Here is an 18,254-nt window from a genome sequence, read left to right as displayed (position 1 = left end):
GCCAGCAATCCCCGAATTTTCCCTGCGGTAGTCAAATCGTTTTAAATGTACTCAAAGATGAAAGAAAAAATAAAGCCACCCATATGTGAGTGGCTTTGTAACTATACTATTACAGCACTTGTTGTTTCTGCTTCTTTATTAACTTTTTTAACCAGCCCCTGCAATACTTTACCTGGCCCAACTTCGGTAAATAAAGTGGCACCATCGTCAAGCATGTGCATAACGGTTTGTGTCCATTTAACCGGGCCTGTAAGCTGTGCAATTAAATTATGCTTGATATGCGCTATATCGGTATATGGTTTAGCATCTATATTTTGATAAACCGGGCAAACGGGTGTGTTAAAGGTGGTTTGCACTATAGCCTCCTCTAATTCAACGCGGGCGGCCTCCATCAATGGCGAGTGGAATGCACCGCCAACATTTAATTTAAGCGCACGTTTGGCACCGGCAGCCAGCATTTTTTCGCAAGCGGCATCAATACCCGCTACCGAGCCTGATATAACCAATTGGCCGGGGCAGTTATAGTTTGCAGGTACCACCACATCGCTTACCTGGCGGCAAATATCCTCTACAGTAAAATCGTCGAGGGCCAAAATGGCAGCCATGGTGCCGGGCTGCAGGTCGCAGGCCTTTTGCATAGCATTGGCACGTGCGGCCACTAAACGCAATCCATCCTCAAAAGATAATGCACCGGCCGATACCAATGCCGAAAACTCGCCTAAGGAATGGCCGGCTACCATATCAGGGGCAAAATCGTCGCCCAATACCTTAGCCAATATCACCGAATGTAAAAATATGGCCGGCTGTGTTACATTGGTTTGTTTAAGGTCCTCTTCGGTACCGTCAAACATTACATCAGTAATGCGGAAACCCAATATTTGGTTTGCCTGTTCAAATAATTGGCGGGCCTGTTCGCTTTGTTCATAAAGGTCTTTACCCATACCCGTAAACTGGGCGCCTTGCCCGGGGAAAATGTATGCTTTCATGTGTTGCCCCCTAACCCCCTAAATGGGGAATAAGATTTTAATTGTTAATTATATAATGTAGCCAACCTTCACCCCCTTTAGGGGGATGGGGGGCCACTAACTTAATTTAGATGATATCAGGTTTAAAAACTCGGTACGGGTTTTTTCTTTTAAAAACTCACCGGTAAATGCCGATGTGGTGGTTACCGAATTTTGCTTTTGTACACCACGCATGCTCATACACAGGTGCCTGCACTCAATAACTACGCCAACGCCAATGGGGTTAAGCGTTTCCTGTATACAATCGCGTATCTCGTTGGTTAAACGTTCCTGTACCTGCAAGCGACGCGAAAAAACATCAACCACACGCGGTATTTTGCTTAGCCCAACAACGTAACCGTTGGGTATATAGGCAACATGCGCCTTTCCAAAAAACGGCAGCATGTGGTGCTCGCACATCGAGTATACTTCAATATCTTTTACTATTACCATTTGGCTATACTCTTCTTTAAACATAGCCGAATTAAGGATATCCTTGGCGCTAAGGTCATACCCATGGGTAAGGTATAGCATTGCCTTGGCCATACGCTCGGGCGTTTTTAATAAGCCGTCACGTTCAGGGTTTTCGCCGATATCTTTCAGCACCTCGTGGTAAAGGCCCGATAGGTTTTTTATCAGTTCGGGGTTGTAGCGGTCAATCTTCTGGTAGCCGTTAATGCCCGAGTCCCTGTCGGGAATATTGTTATCTTTATTCATGGGTCAAGTTTATCCGCCAAAGTACTCGGCAAAGTTGTTTTCGGTTTCGTATAGTTTCACCGAATGTAAAAACACACCCGGATAAGCTTCAATGGGCCCCTTTAGCTGGTTAAATATCTCTATACACAACAATTCCGTCGATGCCATTTTGCCGGCCATAAAATCAACGTCCTTGTTTATATTTTTATGATCCAACTTCTCTATCACGTAATCGTTTATGATCACCTTTAGCTCTTTAAGGTCAATTAAATAGCCGGTGGCATGAGTTACTTCGCCTTTTACTGTTACAAATAAATTGTAATTGTGTCCATGCCAGTTGGGGTTGGCGCATTTGCCAAACACTTCCTCGTTTTTTTCTGCGCTCCATTCTTCGCGGTACATGCGGTGTGCGGCGTTAAAATGTTCTTTGCGCGTTATATGTATCATCATAGCAATTAATGGTGCAAATATACAAAACAAAAACAGGTGAGTTGTTTTATCTTAGCTGTCAAAAATTATATTGATATGCGCGTATTGTTTGTAACGGCTACTGCTTTCGAGGTCGAAAGTTTAAAGTCTAAAATAGAAAGTATAGGCACCACGGCAAGCTTTGAACTTTCTACTTCAAACTTTAAACTTTTAACAACAGGCGTAGGTATGGTAGCAACCGCTTATGCTTTGGGGCGCGAACTGGCAGCAAACCAATACGATTTAGCCATTAACCTGGGCATTGCCGGCAGCTTTGACCGCTGCATACCCTTAGGCGATATTGTTGAAATAACCGAAGACACCCTTAGCGAATTAGGCGCCGAAGATGATGAAAACTTTTTGCCCATTACACAAATGGGCTTTGGCGAAAGTACATTTAAGGCAACCCAAAGCATTGCCAACCTTTCTAACAATTTTAAACTTACACAAGCCACAGCCATAACGGTAAATACTGTACATGGTAACCAGGTATCCATCCAAAAGCTGCAAGCACGGCATAACTCGCAAATTGAAAGCATGGAAGGCGCGGCTTTTTTTCATGCCTGTAACACTGCAATGGTACCTTGCATACAGATCAGGGCAGTGTCAAATTACGTTGAAAAGCGTAACCGCGATAACTGGCAGATAGGGCTTGCCGTTAAAAATCTGAATACATTTGCGCTGGAGTTGTTGGAACGTTTAAAAGTTGCAAAGTTGTAAGGTTTTATTCAGCTTGCCAACGTTACAACGTTTTAACCTTGCAACATTACAACAATAAAACATGAAACTAACCATAGGTTTTTCGCCCTGCCCAAACGATACTTTTATTTTTGATGCGCTTATACATCATAAGATAGATACCGAGGGACTGGAATTTGAAGTCTTTTATGATGATGTAGAAACGCTGAATCAAAAAGCCTTTCGCGGCGAATTAGATATTACCAAGTTAAGTTACCATGCCTTTGCCTATGCAGCCGATAAATATATTTTACTGGATGCAGGTAGTGCCTTAGGCTTTGGCGTGGGACCACTTTTAATTTCGAACACCGAAATTTCGATTCAGGATTTGGAAAAAAATCAAATCGTAAATCTGAAATCTGAAATCGTCAATCCACTGATCGCTATCCCCGGCAAATACACCACTGCTAATTTTTTGCTAAGCCTGGCTTTCCCCGGAGCTACCAATAAGCAAGAGGTTGTTTTTTCGGACATAGAAAATGCTGTTTTAGATGGCCGTGCCGATATTGGCCTTATCATTCACGAAAACCGCTTTACCTACCAGGACAAAGGCCTCAAAAAAATTATCGACCTGGGCGACTACTGGGAAAAACGTACAGGTTGTGCTATACCCTTAGGCGGTATAGTGGCTAACCGCAATTTGCCGCAAGATATTCAGCATAAAATAAACAGGGTAATAAAACGATCGGTAGAGTTTGCCTTTGCCAACCCAAAATCGGGCCTGGACTACATCCGCAGCCATGCGCAGGAGATGAGCGAGGAGGTGATGTACAAACACATCGAACTATATGTTAACCAATACTCGCTTGATTTGGGCGAAGAAGGTAAAAAAGCCGTTAAACTGCTTTTTGATACCGCGCTTGAAAAAGGCATTATCCCGCAGATAAGCGAGCATTTATTTTTGAATCAATAAGCCTCACCTAAATCCTCTCCAAAGGAGAGGACTTAAAGACTATATTTTAAAACTCCCTCTCCTTTGGAGAGGGTTGGGGAGAGGTTATTTCTCTGCCAACAGATCATCTGTCAGCTTTTCAAATTCGTTTACAAACTCGGTATAATGTTCGCCGGTGCCGGGGCCGCTAAAGCCTGTATGTATTTTACGCACATCGCCGCTTTTATCAATAATAATAGTTGTAGGGAAACCCACTACCTTGGTTAACATAGGTAAGCTTTTAGCCGTTTCAACCCTATCGCTGGTATAGCCGGTAATTAAAAGCGGGTAAGGCACGTTAAAGCGATTTTTTATTTGCGACAGTGCTTTTTGCGAGCGGGCAAAATCGGTTGTGCGCTCGTAGGCCAGGCCAATTACCTCAACGCCTTTAGCCTTATATTTTTTGTAGTAGTTAACCATGTAAGCGGTCTCGTCCATACAGTTAGGACACCACGATCCCAATATCTGCACTATCACTACCTTGTTTTTATACCTCGCATCGTTAAGCGATACGGTTTTGCCATTTATATCTTTAAAACTAAAGTCTATTTTTTTGTAGCCGGGTTTAAGTGCGCTAAGGCTGTATGCATCGGGTAGTTTGGCATTCTCATCTTTAACAGCTGCCCATACCGTGCCGCCGCTATAGCCCGAAAAGAATTTACCATCAGTTATCGTATTATCATCTTTTACTTTGGCAGTAAATAAAAAGGCATGCCCGCCATCAAAGCACGACAGGTACAGGTCATCGCCGCTTACAGTACCTTCTAAAAAGCGATAATCGCCGGTAGTAGTTAAAAAAGTGCCGGTTACTTTGTTGCCGGTTTGCACAAATTCGCCAACAGTAGTATCACGCCCATCGCCATCGCCAATAATGGCCGACCAACGGCCCGATACATTTTGTGCGGGTGCTTCGGGTTTTTCTAAAAAGCGATAGGCCGTGCCTGCAGTAGCTGTAAAGGGTGTAAGCACATCATTATTGGCCAGGTGCTTTACCCAGTTGCCGGTTAAGGTATTACCCGCCAGCTTTAATTTAAATTCCGAATCGAACAAAGGCATACGTATAAATACCGAATCGCCTTTGGTGGTTACATCGGGTACTTTAAAATGCTCGCTACTGTTTATTATAGCCAGTTCCTGCTTGTTACCGGCGTTGTTTACTTCAAAGTTGAAAGGTATTTGGTTACCCGTTTTTGTTGTTAGCGCGCCGCGCCAACTGCCGGTGGCCAGTTTGGTTTGTGCTAAACTGATATTTACAAACGCGCCTAAAGCCAGCGCCACTAACAGTGTTTTCTTTATCATGGGTAAAATAGTCTACTAATTTTATATACTTTATCAAAAGTAATAAAAGCAGCCAACTATTTCAACACTTCGCGGGATATGACAATCCGCTGAATTTCGGATGTGCCCTCGTATATCTGGGTTATTTTGGCATCGCGCATTAATCGCTCTACATGGTATTCTTTCACAAAGCCGTAGCCGCCGTGTATCTGCACCGCCTCTACCGTAGTGCGCATAGCGGTTTCTGATGCAAACAGTTTAGCCATTGATGCTGCCTGCGCATAAGGGCGTCCGTTATCTTTTAACCAGGCTGCGCGATGGCACAATAAGCGCGCCGCCTCAATTTCGGTAGCCATATCGGCCAGTTTAAATTGTATGGCCTGCAAATCGGCAATGGTTTTACCAAAGGCCTTACGCTCTTTGGCATATTGTACAGATAATTCATAAGCGCCGGCTGCTATACCCAAGGCCTGCGATGCTATACCAATACGGCCGCCCTCTAAAACAGCCATGGCAAACTTAAACCCAAAACCATCATCGCCAATACGGTTAGCTTTGGGCACCTTTACATCGCTAAACATCAGCGAGTGGGTGTCAGATCCGCGTATGCCTAACTTGTTTTCTTTGGGCCCTATGGTAAAGCCATCCAAGCCCTTTTCTACAATTAAGGCATTAATACCCCTGTGCTTTTGCGAAGCATCCGTTTGTGCTATTACTATATAGGTAGATGCTGTACTACCGTTGGTTATCCAGTTTTTTGTACCGTTAAGCAAATAATGGTCGCCCATATCAATGGCCGTGGTACGTTGCGATGTAGCATCAGACCCTGCCTCTGGTTCGCTCAGGCAAAAGGCGCCTATCTGTTGGCCGGTAGCCAGCGGCACCAGATACTTTTGTTTTTGCTCTTCGTTGCCATATTTCTCCAGCCCATAGCATACCAGCGAATTATTTACCGATACCACTACAGATGTGGAGGCGTCAACCTTCGATAATTCTTCCATTACCAGGCTGTACGATATGGCATCCATACCGCTGCCGCCATATTGTGGCGATACCATCATGCCTAAAAAGCCAAGTTCGCCCAGCTTCTTTATCTGCTCGGCCGGGAATTTTTGGTGTTCGTCTCGTTCTATTACACCGGGCTTTAATTCTGTTTGGGCAAAATCTCGTGCCGCCTGGCGTATCATCAGGTGTTCTTCGGTTAATTCAAACTGCATGGGCTTTTAAAAAAGCTAATTTATAAATATTATGCATGCATAGCAAAAGTGTCATAACAAAAAAAGAGAGCTTTTTGATGAGCTCCCTTTTCCCCTAATTAATTTAAACTATTGATTAAACCCAAAACAAAAGAACAAATTCATCTCAGCTTGGGCATCTGAGAATATTTTTAAAAATATTTTTATAGGTAGATGTAAATATTTTTTCAAAGATGTATGTAGGACCGTTTACATAATAACAAAAGGCAAGCCACAAATAAATATTGCCTAAAAATTAAAATCATTACAGATGCACTCTCATAAGGCATGTATGGGCTGCAAACAGCCCGTAAACGTCTTATCTCCTGATTTTGAATGGCTTAATAGTTAAATCAATTATCGACAATCGCCCTTTACAACTTTTAGCTATGCTATTGTAATATTGTTTTTACCAAAATATTGGTCTATGCTTTAGGTTTAGCCACACTTTAACCTCATTTTTAATTTTTAATTTTAAAAATGTGCTGTATATAAAAAAGACACAGTCTGCTTTTATATACACCCCTTGTATTTTATTTCGTACAAAACTCAAATTATGATAAAAAATAACACATTTAATGCAATTGCAGCCTGCGCCATTGGCGCGATAATGCTTAGTGGCTGTAAAGACAGGGATAAGATATACGCCGATAATGATGTGCTGATAAAAAACATGGATAAGTCGGTAAAACCGGGCGACGACTTTTTTAAGTATGCTAACGGCACCTGGCTTAAAAATAACCCGATACCGGCGGCTTACTCTGCCTGGGGCATTGGCAATATTGTGCAGGAAGACCTGCGCGATAAGCTAAAGCAGATAAACGAGAACGCCCTGCAAGGAGCCGCAGACAAAGGCAGCAACAACCAAAAAATAGGTGATTTTTATTACAGCGGAATGGATACCGTTAATATTGAAAAACAAGGCCTGTTACCATTAAAACCAGAGCTGGACCGCATTGATAAAATAGCCGATATTACCGGTTTAGTAAACGAATTTGCCCATTTAAACACCATTGGTGTACCAACCCCACTTGGTACCTACGTAGGCCAGGACGATAAAAACAGCGAAAAAATGGTGCTGTCGTTATACCAGACGGGTATTGGGCTGCCTAACCGCGATTATTACTTTAACACCGATGAGCATAGCGTAACCATACGCAACGATTATCAGCAAAAGCATTTACCAACTTTATATAAGTTGATGGGCTTTACCCCACAGGCAGCAGATGCGGCGAGTAAAAAAACATACGAGTTAGAGAAATTTTTGGCAGATAGCTCCCGTAAATTACAGGACCTGCGCGACCCGTATAAAAATTATAATAAAATGCCTGTTGCCGGCCTAAGTAAGCTTGCGCCAGATGTGGATTGGAAAAACGCCTTTAATCTGATGGAATTTAAGGGTGTTGATACCGTAATTGTTGGCCAGCCCGAGTATTACCGCGCGGTAAATAAGGCGCTAAAAGCCTTTACGCTCGACGATTGGAAAAACTACCTGCGCAAAAACCTGGTGAACGATTATGCCGCCTACCTAAGCAAGCCGTTCGATCAGGAAAACTTTCGCTTTTATGGCAATGTAATATATGGCAGCAAAGAGCAATTGCCGCGCTGGAAACGTGTTTTAGATGCCGAGAACAGCCTGATGGGCGAAGTGCTGGGCCAAATATTTGTAAAAGAATACTTCCCCGAGAAAACTAAAAAGCGCTACGTGAACCTGGTTGAAACCATGCGCGAAACGTTTAAAGAGCATATTGATAAGCTGGACTGGATGAGCCCGCAAACCAAAGAGAAGGCTTATGGCAAACTAAAAAAGGTATTCCCTAAGGTTGGCTATCCGGATAACTGGAAAGATTTTTCGTCGCTGGAGATAGATAGGTCATCCTACGCGGCAAACGTAATGCGGGGCAATGTTTTTTGGCATAAATACAACGCCGATAAGTTAGGCAAACCTGTTGACCGCACCGAATGGGGTATGACACCGCAAACTTACAATGCTTACTACAACCCCTCAAACAACGAAATTGTACTGCCCGCGGCTATATTTATGATACCCGGCGCTTTAGATGAAAACATTGACGATGCCGTTGTATACGGCTACGCGGCCGCATCAACCATTGGCCACGAAATGACCCACGGTTTTGACGACTCGGGCCGCCAGTTTGATGAGAAAGGCAATTTAAAGGCCTGGTGGTTGCCGCAAGATTCGGTTAAGTTTACGCAGCGCGCCAATATGCTGGCCAATCAGTTTAGTGCTTATACCGTTTACGGCCTGCACATTAACGGCAAGGCCACCCTTGGCGAAAACATTGCCGACCTGGGTGGCATCGTAATTGGCCTTGATGCCTTCAAAAAAACAGACCAGTATAAAGTTGGCAAGCCAATTAACGGCTTAACTCCCGTGCAGCGCTACTTTATGGGCTATGCCTTAGGCTGGCTGGGGCAGGATAGGGCAGAATCGTTAAAAAGCCAGATATTGACCAATGAGCACTCGCCCGGCTTTTTACGCGTGAACGGCCCCTTTAGCGATGTACCCGAGTTTTACGAAGCATTCGGCATCAAAAAAGGTGATAAAATGTATTTAGCACCCGAGAAAAGGGTGAAGATCTGGTAAAATAACCTCGCGTCATTGCGATCTGTTGGCTAACGGATCGCAATGACGTTTTTGGCATAGCGCACATACATTCCGCTCATCTTTAAATCCTTTAATCGTGTTATATTTACCGCATGCAAATTATACAGGCGTTGCAGCAGTGGTGGCAACACCAAACCTTACTGGAAATTAGCGGGGTAATAACGGGCCTATTGTGTGTATACCTGGCTGCCAAAAACAACATCTGGAACTGGCCGCTCGCCATCATCAGCGTTATCTTATACATTTTTATATTTTTTGAGGCCCGCCTATATGCAGATATGGGTCTGCAGGTTTATTTTTTGGTCACCAATATTTATGGCTGGTATTTTTGGAGCCACAAACCCGCTACCGAAGTAAAGACTCCGGTAACACTCATCAGCAAACGCGAAGGTTTATACTCCGTAATTGTTGTAGCCATAGTTACGCCATTGCTGGGTACGGCTTTAGTAAAGTTATCGCCCATATTGCATTATACACCGGCATCGTACCCCTATCTTGATAGCTTTTGCACGGCCTGTAGCCTGGTAGCCCAGGTGTTTTTAGCACGAAAGGTGCTGCAAAACTGGCTGATATGGATTTTTGTTGATGTTATTTATGTAGGCGTTTATATTTTTAAAGATCTGCACCTTACCGCGGTAATGTATGCCGTGTATGTAGCCATTGCCGCAATGGGGTATATAGATTGGAAGAAGGATTACATCAAACAAGCGAAATAGACCTTAAGAAGCAGGGATCAGGATAAAAAGAGTGCCTTTAAAACATCTCCAATGCAAAAATTTGAAATTGAAAATCCGGGCTCCGAAATCGTCAAGATAGCTGTTGTTGGGCCCGAATCTACCGGTAAATCTACCATGTCGGCTTATTTGGCGGCGCATTACCAAACGGTTTGGGTGCCAGAGTATGCCCGCGAGTACTGCGCCAAACTAACCGAACAACCCACCTGGCAAGATGAGATTAACATGTTTTACGGCCAGCTGGCTTTAGAGGCCGGGCTATTGCCCAAGGCCAATAAGCTGCTGATATGCGACACTACGTTTATCACCGTAAAAATTTGGAGCGATCACATCTTTGGCCACTCACCGCAAGAGGTACTGGACGAATTGCCCAAACACCCTTACGATCTGTACTTACTACTGAATATCGACCTGCCCTGGGAGGAAGACCCCCTGCGCGATTTCCCGCATCTGCGGCAGTATTTTATGGATAAATGGGTAAGCGAGTTAAACGCCTTAAATGCCAATTATACATTAATATCTGGCACCGGAGCCGACCGCTACGAAAACGCCGTTAAAGCCATACACGATTTCGGGATTTAAGGATTTATGCTCCCGCTGCATATCCTTAAATCGTGCAAAATCATATAATCGTGTATTTTTTTTACCTTCCATGCAACGTTGTTACACGCCCTGCGTCATTTAACCTGAAACCTGTCATTAATTTGGAAGCTGTATACATCGATAAGCACTACGACCTGGTGGCCGAGTGCAAGCAGGGAAGTAAAAAAGCCTGCTATGAACTGTACCGATTATATGCTAAAGCGATGTTAAACGTCGCCTTTAGGATAGTGGGTAATGTTGCCGAAGCTGAAGATGTTTTGCAGGAAGCTTTTACAGACGCGTTTAATAAACTAAAGGATTTTAGGCAGGAAACAACTTTTGGTTTATGGCTAAAGCAAATTGTGGTGCACCGGTCAATAAACCTTTTGCGTAAACGCAAGTTAGATTTTGTTGAGTTAGAAGATGGCCAGCTGGATAATGTGGCCGATGAAGAGCCCTGGGACGACGAAGATGTACAATACCAGGTGGCACAAATAAAAGAAGCCATGAGGGAACTGCCCGAAGGCTATCGCGTGGTATTATCGTTATACTTATTAGAAGGATACGACCACGAAGAGATTGGACAGGTATTAAATATTAGCGAAAACACATCGCGTACACAGTTTTTACGCGCAAAAAGAAAATTAAGCGAGATACTAATAAAGAAAGGGATAAAAAAATGAGCAAGCGGTTAGAAGACTTTATAAGCAACAACAGGGAACAATTTGACGACCTGCAACCACGCGCCGACCTTTGGAGCAATATTGAAAAAGAACTGGATGCCTGGGAGGAACAACAAAAGCCAAAAAAGCGCGAAGCAAAAACTTTTTCGCTGGGCTTTGTACTAAAAGTAGCCGCAACAATAATTGTTGTTATGGGCATCGGCTTCGGGGTGTACATACAAAGCCAAAAAACCGAAGAGGTAGACCTGGCCGATATTAACCCTACTTACGCCAAGCAACAGGTGCATTACGCATCGCTTATAGAAACCAAACGCACACGGCTTAAATTAATAGCCAAGTTTGACCCGCAGCTATACCGCGAATTTAGCGGCGAGATAGCCAAAATGGATGCCAACTATAAAAAACTAAATATAGATTTAGCTACCAGCCCCAACCAGGAGCGTGTTTTACGTGCAATGATCCGGAACTTGCAAATACAAACCGAGGTGCTTAATCAGCAACTGAGTGTTATTGAACAATTTAAGGAAAGTAAAAAGGATCAGCAAAATGGAAACAAAGATATTTAAACAAGCGCTGCTTACTGTTATTGCAGCAGCGGTGGTAGGCTCGGGCGCGTTTGCCCAGCGCAGCAAAACAAAGCAAAACCCCAAGCCCAAGGCCAAAAATGCCGATGTAGAGGTGTTTGACAGCGAAACGTTTAACCTGCAAATGGATAAGCTTAACGTAGAGTTAGGCAGCCTGGGCACGCAAATAAACGCGGCGGTTAAGGGCCTTGATGTAAAACTGGTTAACAACCTTAAAGACCTGGGTAAAAATATTGCCACCAATGTATCGGTTAACCTTGACGGCCTTGAGGCGCTTAACAATATAACTGTTAACACCAACGATGACGCCGACGATGATGATGACAACGACAAGGATAGCGACGACCATGACAAGGGCGGCTACAACAATTCGGCTGGCAGTTTTGCAAACGAAAAGGTTAAAAGCTACAGCAAAACCTATAGTATTGATGGTAACGACCTGATACAAATTAACAACAGCTTTGGTAAGGTAACCCTTAACACCTGGGACCGTAAAGAAGTAAAAGTTGATGTGCAAATAAAATTGGGGGCCGATGATGACGACGATGTGGACGAAATGTTGAAGAACATTACCATAAGCGATAGCAAGGTAGGCTCAACCGTATCGTTTAAAACTAACATCCGCAACAATAATAACCATGGCCGTAACAACCATATGGAAATTAACTACACCGTTTATATGCCGGCAAGCAACCCGCTTGATGTTAAAAACAGCTTTGGCAGCGTAATTCTGCCCGATTTAAGCGGTAAGGTTATAGCAAGGGTATCGTACGGATCGCTTAACGCGCAACAGCTTTTAAGTAATGATAATGATGTTAAGGTGAGTTTTGGCGATGGCAGCATCAGCAACTTTAACGGCGGCCAACTGGCCATTAGCTACGGCAAACTAAAAACAGGCACGGTTAGCAATGTTAATTTAGATATTGATTTTGCAGGCTTTAGCACCGAAAGGTTGAAAAACTCGGCCAAGGTTGATATTAAATACGGCGACGGCTTTAACGTAGGTGTGATAGACCGCAGCGTGCGCAACTTAAACATTAAGGCATCGTTCACCAAAATAAGGCTTGATTTTAGCGAATCGCAAAGCTTTAACTTTGATGTTACCACCAAAATGGGCGGCTTTAATTATGATGATGATAAGGTAAAGGTAACTTCCAAATCACCGTCAGACGAAGACCACGGCTGGTCGTCAACCAAAACCTACAAGGGTTATATAGGCAAAAACAACTCTGATGGTAAAATTACCATAGATGCCGATTTTACCAATGTAAAGTTTAACTAAACCATCCCAAAAAATCAATTTATAAAACCCTTGCCATAAACGGCAGGGGTTTTGCTATTTTAGTGCCGCACATAATATACCGCCGATGGAAATATTTACTAATCCGGAAAACTGGATATCGCTTATTACACTTACCGTTTTAGAAATTGTTTTAGGCATCGATAACGTGATATTTATATCCATACTGGCCGATAAGTTACCAAAGCAACAGCAAAACAGCGGAAGAAAGGTAGGCTTGGGGATGGCCATGATCACCCGTATATTACTGCTGCTATCTATTACCTGGGTAATGACGTTAACCGCGCCTATATTTAACATATCGGGCCTGCTAAACATAAACAACCACGAGTGGGTGCAAAAGCTGGCCATATCCGGCCGCGACCTGATACTTATTATTGGTGGCTTATTCCTGATATATAAAAGCACATCCGAAATTCACCATAAAATTGAAGGCGAAGACGAAAACGCCGAGAACGTAAAACCACACTCGTTTTGGGGTACCATAGTACAAATAATGCTGCTGGATATCGTTTTCTCGCTTGATTCGGTAATTACCGCGGTAGGTATGGCCCAACACGTCGAGATAATGATAGCCGCCGTTGTGGTTGCCGTTGGTATAATGATGTGGGCATCAGCCGGGGTAGCCAACTTTGTAAACAAGCACCCTACGGTTAAAATGTTGGCGCTATCGTTTTTACTGCTGATAGGCGTATCGTTATTGGCCGAGGCCTTTGAACAGCACATCCCTAAAGGGTACATTTATTTTGCCATGGCTTTTTCTATACTGGTAGAGATGCTGAACCTGAAGATGCGTGCGCAGCGCGCCAAAGCTGCCGAAAAGGCATCGCGCAAGGCTGCCGCTAAAAAACAACAGTCGTAAAATAAGCGTTGCAACCTGCATTACAAATGCGTTGGTTAGTTTTGATAATTACAATTTTAGTTATATATTATTTTGTTATTTAAAAAAATACAAAACAATATATCTTTATTAAACTTTTATACGTATACTTGGTCATACAATATAATAGCCCGTTTGGCGTAATTGTATATAATTAACCGCATTGCACACTTTAAACAACAACGCTATGTTAAAGTCTTATCAATCCATTTATGTATCAGCATACAGGTGGAGCTTTAAAAATTTCGGTCACGGTACCTTGCCACAATTCAAGTCTATGTTTAACGTAAGCTTTTTGTTGGTAATATTATTAACCAATGCCATGTTGTTTACCAAGCTGGCGATTAAAACGCAAATGCTTACCCTAAACGCGGCAACCTGCTTAGCTATAATTACCGGCACTATATTACTGTTGTTTGCCAACCACTTTATACTGTTAAACAACCGCTGGTTAAAAAAGGTGAATATGCGCCTGGCAACCATCAGCCATCATAATAAAACCCTGTTTTCGGTAGCGTTAATGGTTAATGTGATACTGGCCTGTGGGTTTTGCCTGATGTAAGCCGGTTTATATAAGATATGTAGAGACGCGATACTTCGCGTCTTTTTTTTGCCTGGTGGTTTTGCCCCCACGCCATTGCGAGGAGCGATATCGACAAAGCAATCATCGATAGAAAAGTCGGCTAAAGGCAATGTTGAAGATTCTACTGACTTGAGCACACGCGGCACGCGTGCGCCACCGTTTAAAACGAAATATAAAAAGAGCGCGGGCCTTCTGTCAGCGCGCGCGGGCCAGGTGTATGGCGGGAATGACGGTTTAGCTTTTTTGGATGGATTGGAGCAAAGCGAACAATCGACAAAAAAGCGTGAAGAACCGGCAGGGAGCGCAGGAAGCATCGCGCTAACTTAAATTTTGGTTACTTTGTTTCAAGACAAGTAACAGCCCCCGCGGCTACTGAGCGGCGAAAGCTCGTTTGAAGTACAAAGTTCGTTACTTGTCTAGTCAAGAGATTGCTTTGTGTCTCGCAATGACACGCGGGAAAAGAATGTGGCAATCTGTGTTTTCATCCCTCAAATAAAATCTATATCTTTCGCTATAAATAAACCTTATCAGTGTTAGTTAAGACGTTTGGCAGTGCGGTTTATGGTATACAGGCAATTACCATAACAGTTGAAGTGAATATAGCATCAGGCACCAAATACTTTGTGGTAGGCCTGCCCGATGTAGCCATTAAAGAAAGTTATTTCCGTATCGAGTCGGCTTTAAAGAATTGTGCTTACCGCATGCCGCGCCAGCAGGTGGTGGTAAACATGGCACCTGCCGATATAAAAAAGGAAGGCTCATCCTACGATCTTACCATTGCCATTGGCGTTTTAGCAGCATCAGGGCAGATAGAGGCCAACAACCTGGACAAATACCTCATTATGGGCGAGCTATCGTTAGATGGCGGCCTGCAGCCCATTAAAGGTGCACTACCTATTGCCATACAGGCCCGTAAAGAGGGCTACAAAGGTTTTATACTACCCAAGCAAAACGCACGCGAAGCCGCCATTGTAAACGACCTGGAAGTTTACGGCGTAGAAAATATAAAACAGGTAGCCGATTTTTTTAATGGAGATGCTACCCTTGAACGCGAGGTGGTAAACACCCGCGACGAATTTTTTAATAGCCTTACCGCATACGACAGCGACTTTAGCGAAGTGCGCGGGCAGGAAAACATTAAGCGCGCCTTAGAAATTGCTGCCGCTGGCGGCCATAATGTAATATTAATAGGCCCGCCCGGCGCAGGTAAAACCATGCTAGCCCGCAGGCTGCCCAGTATTTTGCCGCCACTTAGTCTGCACGAATCTTTAGAGACCACCAAGATACATTCTGTTGCCGGCAAGCTATCCGCGGCAGATGCGCTTGTAACCACACGGCCATTCCGCTCGCCGCACCATACCATAAGCGATGTAGCGCTTGTTGGCGGTGGCAGCAACCCGCAACCCGGCGAAATTTCGTTAGCGCACAATGGCGTTTTGTTTTTGGATGAATTGCCCGAGTTTAAGCGCAGCGCCCTTGAGGTAATGCGCCAGCCGCTGGAAGAGCGGCGGGTAACCATATCGCGCGCCAAATTCACCGTTGATTACCCCAGCAGCTTTATGCTGGTGGCCAGTATGAACCCCTGCCCCTGCGGCTACTACAACCACCCCGAGAAGGAATGTATATGCCCGCCCGGAACCGTACAAAAATACCTGAGCAAAATATCCGGCCCTTTGTTAGATCGTATTGACCTGCATGTGGAGGTTACCCCGGTAAACTTTAGCGAGCTATCGTCAGAACGGTTGGCCGAGAAGAGTGAGTTTATCCGAGAGCGGGTGATAAAAGCCCGCGAGGTGCAGATGGAGCGTTTTGGCAACAAGCCCGATCTGCATGCCAACGCCCAAATGAGCCCGCAAATGGTGCGCGACGTTTGTAAAATAACCGATGCGGGGCAGCTACTGCTAAAAAAGGCCATGGAAAACCTGGGCCTTAGCGCCCGCGCTTACGACCGAATACTAAAAGTAAGCCGTACCATAGCCGACCTTGCCGGCAGCCCCGATATAAAAATGGAACACCTTGCCGAAGCCATCCACTTCAGGAGTTTGGACAGAGAAGGGTGGGCAGGGTGATGAGGAAATTGTTAACTATATTAGTATTACTTGTTACTATTAATTGTAGTGCGCAACAACAAACCCAAAAAGACAGTACTGTTGAAGAGCTGGTTAGCATACGCCCTATTCCACCACCTGATACCGCCACTAAATTCATTGTTTATCGCAACAACCAGATAAATAAGAGATTAAGGAATAAGATTAAAAATTTAAACGATACTTTGCTATCTGCATATTTAGACAATGATACATCGAAGCTTCATTCTATGTATTCAGATAGGTCGAAAATTCAATTAGCTAACTTTAAAAGCCTGGAAGAAAGTTTTCCCTCTCCGGTATTTAAGGTGGAGCGCTATACTGATATTACAGAGAAACGCTATCGCGTGCTTGACGAATTCTCGTATAGGTCTAACGAGATTGGTAAGGTGGGGGTAATTGTTAAAGATTCGACAAGTGGCAATGGTTACAAATTCAAATTTTTCATTACCCAAAAAAACACATACATCTCGTTATTAATTTGCCCGGGAGAGAACAGGGAGTTTTTATTAGCCAGTGTATATTGCAAATATGGCAATACCTGGAAGATGGAATTTTATGCTGTACTGCCCTATAGTATAAAGGGTATTACAGCGGTCGACTTTTATAAATTAGCCCGGCAATATTACGGCAAGGGCTATTTATTAGATACCTATAACAATATTATTTTATCAGCCCGCACAATATCACCATTCCCGCAAAGCTTCAACTACACAGAGCTACCGGCGATGAAAAAATTTGAAGCAGAAGTATTTAAAGAGATGGCCGAAAAATATCCTATGCCTATTAAACTCTCTAAGATTCCTACAATGCCCGAAATTGTTTATGTAAGTCCATTTACTGCAAGTAATGGGATATTTACATCTATCACCTATATAACCAAGATACCTCTACAAAACACCGCAGAGCTAACAGCTGAAAACGAAGAGATTAAAAAGATACTTGTTGAGCTCTTTCCCGGTATTGAAAAAGGCAAAAAATATGTATACCTAAAAGCCTTAAACGAGTTGCCCAGCGTAACAAAAAAAACCGTGCAGAGTTACGGTTTTATATTGCGTGGGGATAGCGAGTAATCTAACATTATAAAAGTAAGCCGCACCATAGCCGACCTTGCCGACAGCCCCGATATAAAAATGGAACACCTTGCCGAAGCCATCCACTTCAGGAGTTTGGACAGAGAAGGGTGGGCAGGGTGATGGGAGACATCTCGGTTTGCCAATAAATTTTTATATTAGTTAAGCACACCCAACGAATTAAAACGAAAAAAAGAGAAAAAATCCCGCATGACCACGAAAAAATTGGAATGGTTTATGCGCAGGTGTGGAATGTAAAAAACCGGCTGTTGGTAAATGACGTATCTAATGCTTATCCCGCTAATTAAAAAATTTGCTTTTTTTAAAACTTCTTTTTAGTTTCACATCCTACATTTCCAATGAGCAACACAAACAAAAAGATCATTATTTTTGATGATGATGAGGACATTCTGTCTATCTGTAGCTATATTTTAGAGGAACAGGGATGGGAAGTTCATACCTATACAGATTGTAACGACATCGTAGAAAAGGTTTCGGGTATACAGCCGGATGTGATTTTGATGGACAACTGGATACCTGATGCCGGTGGCATTATAGCTACCCAAACGCTTAAAAAGGACGATGACCTTAAAAACATCCCCGTAGTTTACTTCTCGGCTAATAGCGATATACAGCTACTCGCTGACCATGCCGGTGCCGAAACCTACCTGGCCAAACCATTTGATCTGGAGGAGCTTGAGCGGGTTATTAATACTGTATTAGTAAAAAACTAAAAATCATAAAGTATAAAAAAGGCCCCTGTTTCATC

At 43.5% G+C, this 18,254-nt stretch carries 19 protein-coding genes and 1 pseudogene; 15 read left to right on the top strand and 5 right to left on the bottom strand.

What is annotated here, in order from left to right; all coding sequences use genetic code 11:
- Window positions 1–101: 101 nt before the first annotated feature.
- The 3 genes from fabD to FFF34_013875 all read right to left on the bottom strand — a co-directional run bounded on the left by fabD (window position 102) and on the right by FFF34_013875 (window position 2,147).
- Window positions 102–986, bottom strand: a complete 885-nt coding sequence (fabD, locus tag FFF34_013885; protein ID TSD64980.1) for an ACP S-malonyltransferase — start codon at window positions 984–986, stop codon at window positions 102–104.
- Window positions 987–1,082: 96 nt separating this feature from the next.
- On the bottom strand, window positions 1,083–1,721 hold the full coding sequence (gene folE / locus FFF34_013880) for a GTP cyclohydrolase I FolE (GenBank protein TSD64979.1): 639 nt from the start codon (window positions 1,719–1,721) through the stop codon (window positions 1,083–1,085).
- Window positions 1,722–1,730: 9 nt separating this feature from the next.
- Window positions 1,731–2,147, bottom strand: coding sequence for a 6-carboxytetrahydropterin synthase (locus FFF34_013875; protein ID TSD65073.1), 417 nt, complete (start codon window positions 2,145–2,147; stop codon window positions 1,731–1,733).
- Between the two features lie 78 nt (window positions 2,148–2,225).
- Between FFF34_013875 and mqnB the strand changes: the two genes are divergently transcribed.
- A complete protein-coding gene (gene mqnB, locus FFF34_013870; GenBank protein ID TSD64978.1) occupies window positions 2,226–2,888 on the top strand; it encodes a futalosine hydrolase in 663 nt (220 codons plus the stop codon).
- Between the two features lie 61 nt (window positions 2,889–2,949).
- Window positions 2,950–3,819 carry a 1,4-dihydroxy-6-naphthoate synthase gene (locus FFF34_013865; protein ID TSD64977.1) on the top strand — a complete coding sequence of 290 codons (870 nt, stop codon included), beginning with the start codon at window positions 2,950–2,952 and terminating at the stop codon, window positions 3,817–3,819.
- Between the two features lie 84 nt (window positions 3,820–3,903).
- Here the strand turns inward: FFF34_013865 and FFF34_013860 are convergent, their stop codons facing one another.
- Complete coding sequence (locus tag FFF34_013860; GenBank protein ID TSD65072.1) at window positions 3,904–5,133, bottom strand: TlpA family protein disulfide reductase; 1,230 nt, start codon at window positions 5,131–5,133, stop codon at window positions 3,904–3,906.
- Between the two features lie 59 nt (window positions 5,134–5,192).
- A complete protein-coding gene (locus FFF34_013855; protein ID TSD64976.1) occupies window positions 5,193–6,332 on the bottom strand; it encodes an acyl-CoA dehydrogenase in 1,140 nt (379 codons plus the stop codon).
- A gap of 574 nt (window positions 6,333–6,906) precedes the next feature.
- Between FFF34_013855 and FFF34_013850 the strand changes: the two genes are divergently transcribed.
- The 13 genes and pseudogenes from FFF34_013850 (at window position 6,907) to FFF34_013790 (ending at window position 18,219) form a co-directional block, all read left to right on the top strand.
- Complete coding sequence (locus FFF34_013850) at window positions 6,907–8,958, top strand: M13 family metallopeptidase (GenBank protein ID TSD64975.1); 2,052 nt, start codon at window positions 6,907–6,909, stop codon at window positions 8,956–8,958.
- Window positions 8,959–9,071: 113 nt separating this feature from the next.
- Complete coding sequence (locus tag FFF34_013845; protein TSD64974.1) at window positions 9,072–9,695, top strand: nicotinamide mononucleotide transporter; 624 nt, start codon at window positions 9,072–9,074, stop codon at window positions 9,693–9,695.
- Between the two features lie 51 nt (window positions 9,696–9,746).
- A complete protein-coding gene (locus tag FFF34_013840; protein ID TSD64973.1) occupies window positions 9,747–10,295 on the top strand; it encodes an ATP-binding protein in 549 nt (182 codons plus the stop codon).
- A 122-nt stretch (window positions 10,296–10,417) separates the two neighbouring features.
- On the top strand, window positions 10,418–10,978 hold the full coding sequence (locus tag FFF34_013835; protein TSD64972.1) for a sigma-70 family RNA polymerase sigma factor: 561 nt from the start codon (window positions 10,418–10,420) through the stop codon (window positions 10,976–10,978).
- Window positions 10,975–11,544, top strand: coding sequence for a hypothetical protein (locus tag FFF34_013830; GenBank protein TSD64971.1), 570 nt, complete (start codon window positions 10,975–10,977; stop codon window positions 11,542–11,544). The genes FFF34_013835 and FFF34_013830 overlap by 4 nt, the downstream gene beginning before the upstream one ends.
- Window positions 11,525–12,844 (top strand): hypothetical protein, encoded by a 1,320-nt coding sequence (locus tag FFF34_013825; GenBank protein TSD64970.1) that lies wholly within the window; start codon window positions 11,525–11,527, stop codon window positions 12,842–12,844. Before FFF34_013830 ends, FFF34_013825 begins: the two co-directional genes overlap by 20 nt.
- An 85-nt stretch (window positions 12,845–12,929) precedes the next feature.
- Window positions 12,930–13,724, top strand: coding sequence for a TerC family protein (locus tag FFF34_013820; protein TSD64969.1), 795 nt, complete (start codon window positions 12,930–12,932; stop codon window positions 13,722–13,724).
- A 205-nt stretch (window positions 13,725–13,929) separates the two neighbouring features.
- On the top strand, window positions 13,930–14,304 hold the full coding sequence (locus tag FFF34_013815; protein ID TSD64968.1) for a hypothetical protein: 375 nt from the start codon (window positions 13,930–13,932) through the stop codon (window positions 14,302–14,304).
- 75 nt (window positions 14,305–14,379) lie between these two features.
- Complete coding sequence (locus FFF34_013810) at window positions 14,380–14,652, top strand: hypothetical protein (GenBank protein ID TSD64967.1); 273 nt, start codon at window positions 14,380–14,382, stop codon at window positions 14,650–14,652.
- Between the two features lie 203 nt (window positions 14,653–14,855).
- Window positions 14,856–16,394, top strand: a complete 1,539-nt coding sequence (locus FFF34_013805) for a YifB family Mg chelatase-like AAA ATPase (protein TSD64966.1) — start codon at window positions 14,856–14,858, stop codon at window positions 16,392–16,394.
- A complete protein-coding gene (locus tag FFF34_013800; GenBank protein TSD64965.1) occupies window positions 16,394–17,485 on the top strand; it encodes a hypothetical protein in 1,092 nt (363 codons plus the stop codon). Before FFF34_013805 ends, FFF34_013800 begins: the two co-directional genes overlap by 1 nt.
- Window positions 17,486–17,491: 6 nt before the next feature.
- Window positions 17,492–17,608 (top strand): annotated as a pseudogene (locus FFF34_013795) (hypothetical protein).
- A gap of 236 nt (window positions 17,609–17,844) precedes the next feature.
- Window positions 17,845–18,219 carry a response regulator gene (locus FFF34_013790; protein TSD64964.1) on the top strand — a complete coding sequence of 125 codons (375 nt, stop codon included), beginning with the start codon at window positions 17,845–17,847 and terminating at the stop codon, window positions 18,217–18,219.
- The last annotated feature ends 35 nt before the right edge of the window (window positions 18,220–18,254 follow it).

The sequence above is a fragment of the Inquilinus sp. KBS0705 genome (genome assembly GCA_005938025.2).
Lineage (GTDB): Bacteria > Bacteroidota > Bacteroidia > Sphingobacteriales > Sphingobacteriaceae > Mucilaginibacter.
Note: the sequence above shows the minus strand (reverse complement) of the source record. Positions and strands in the feature narration are given on the sequence as shown.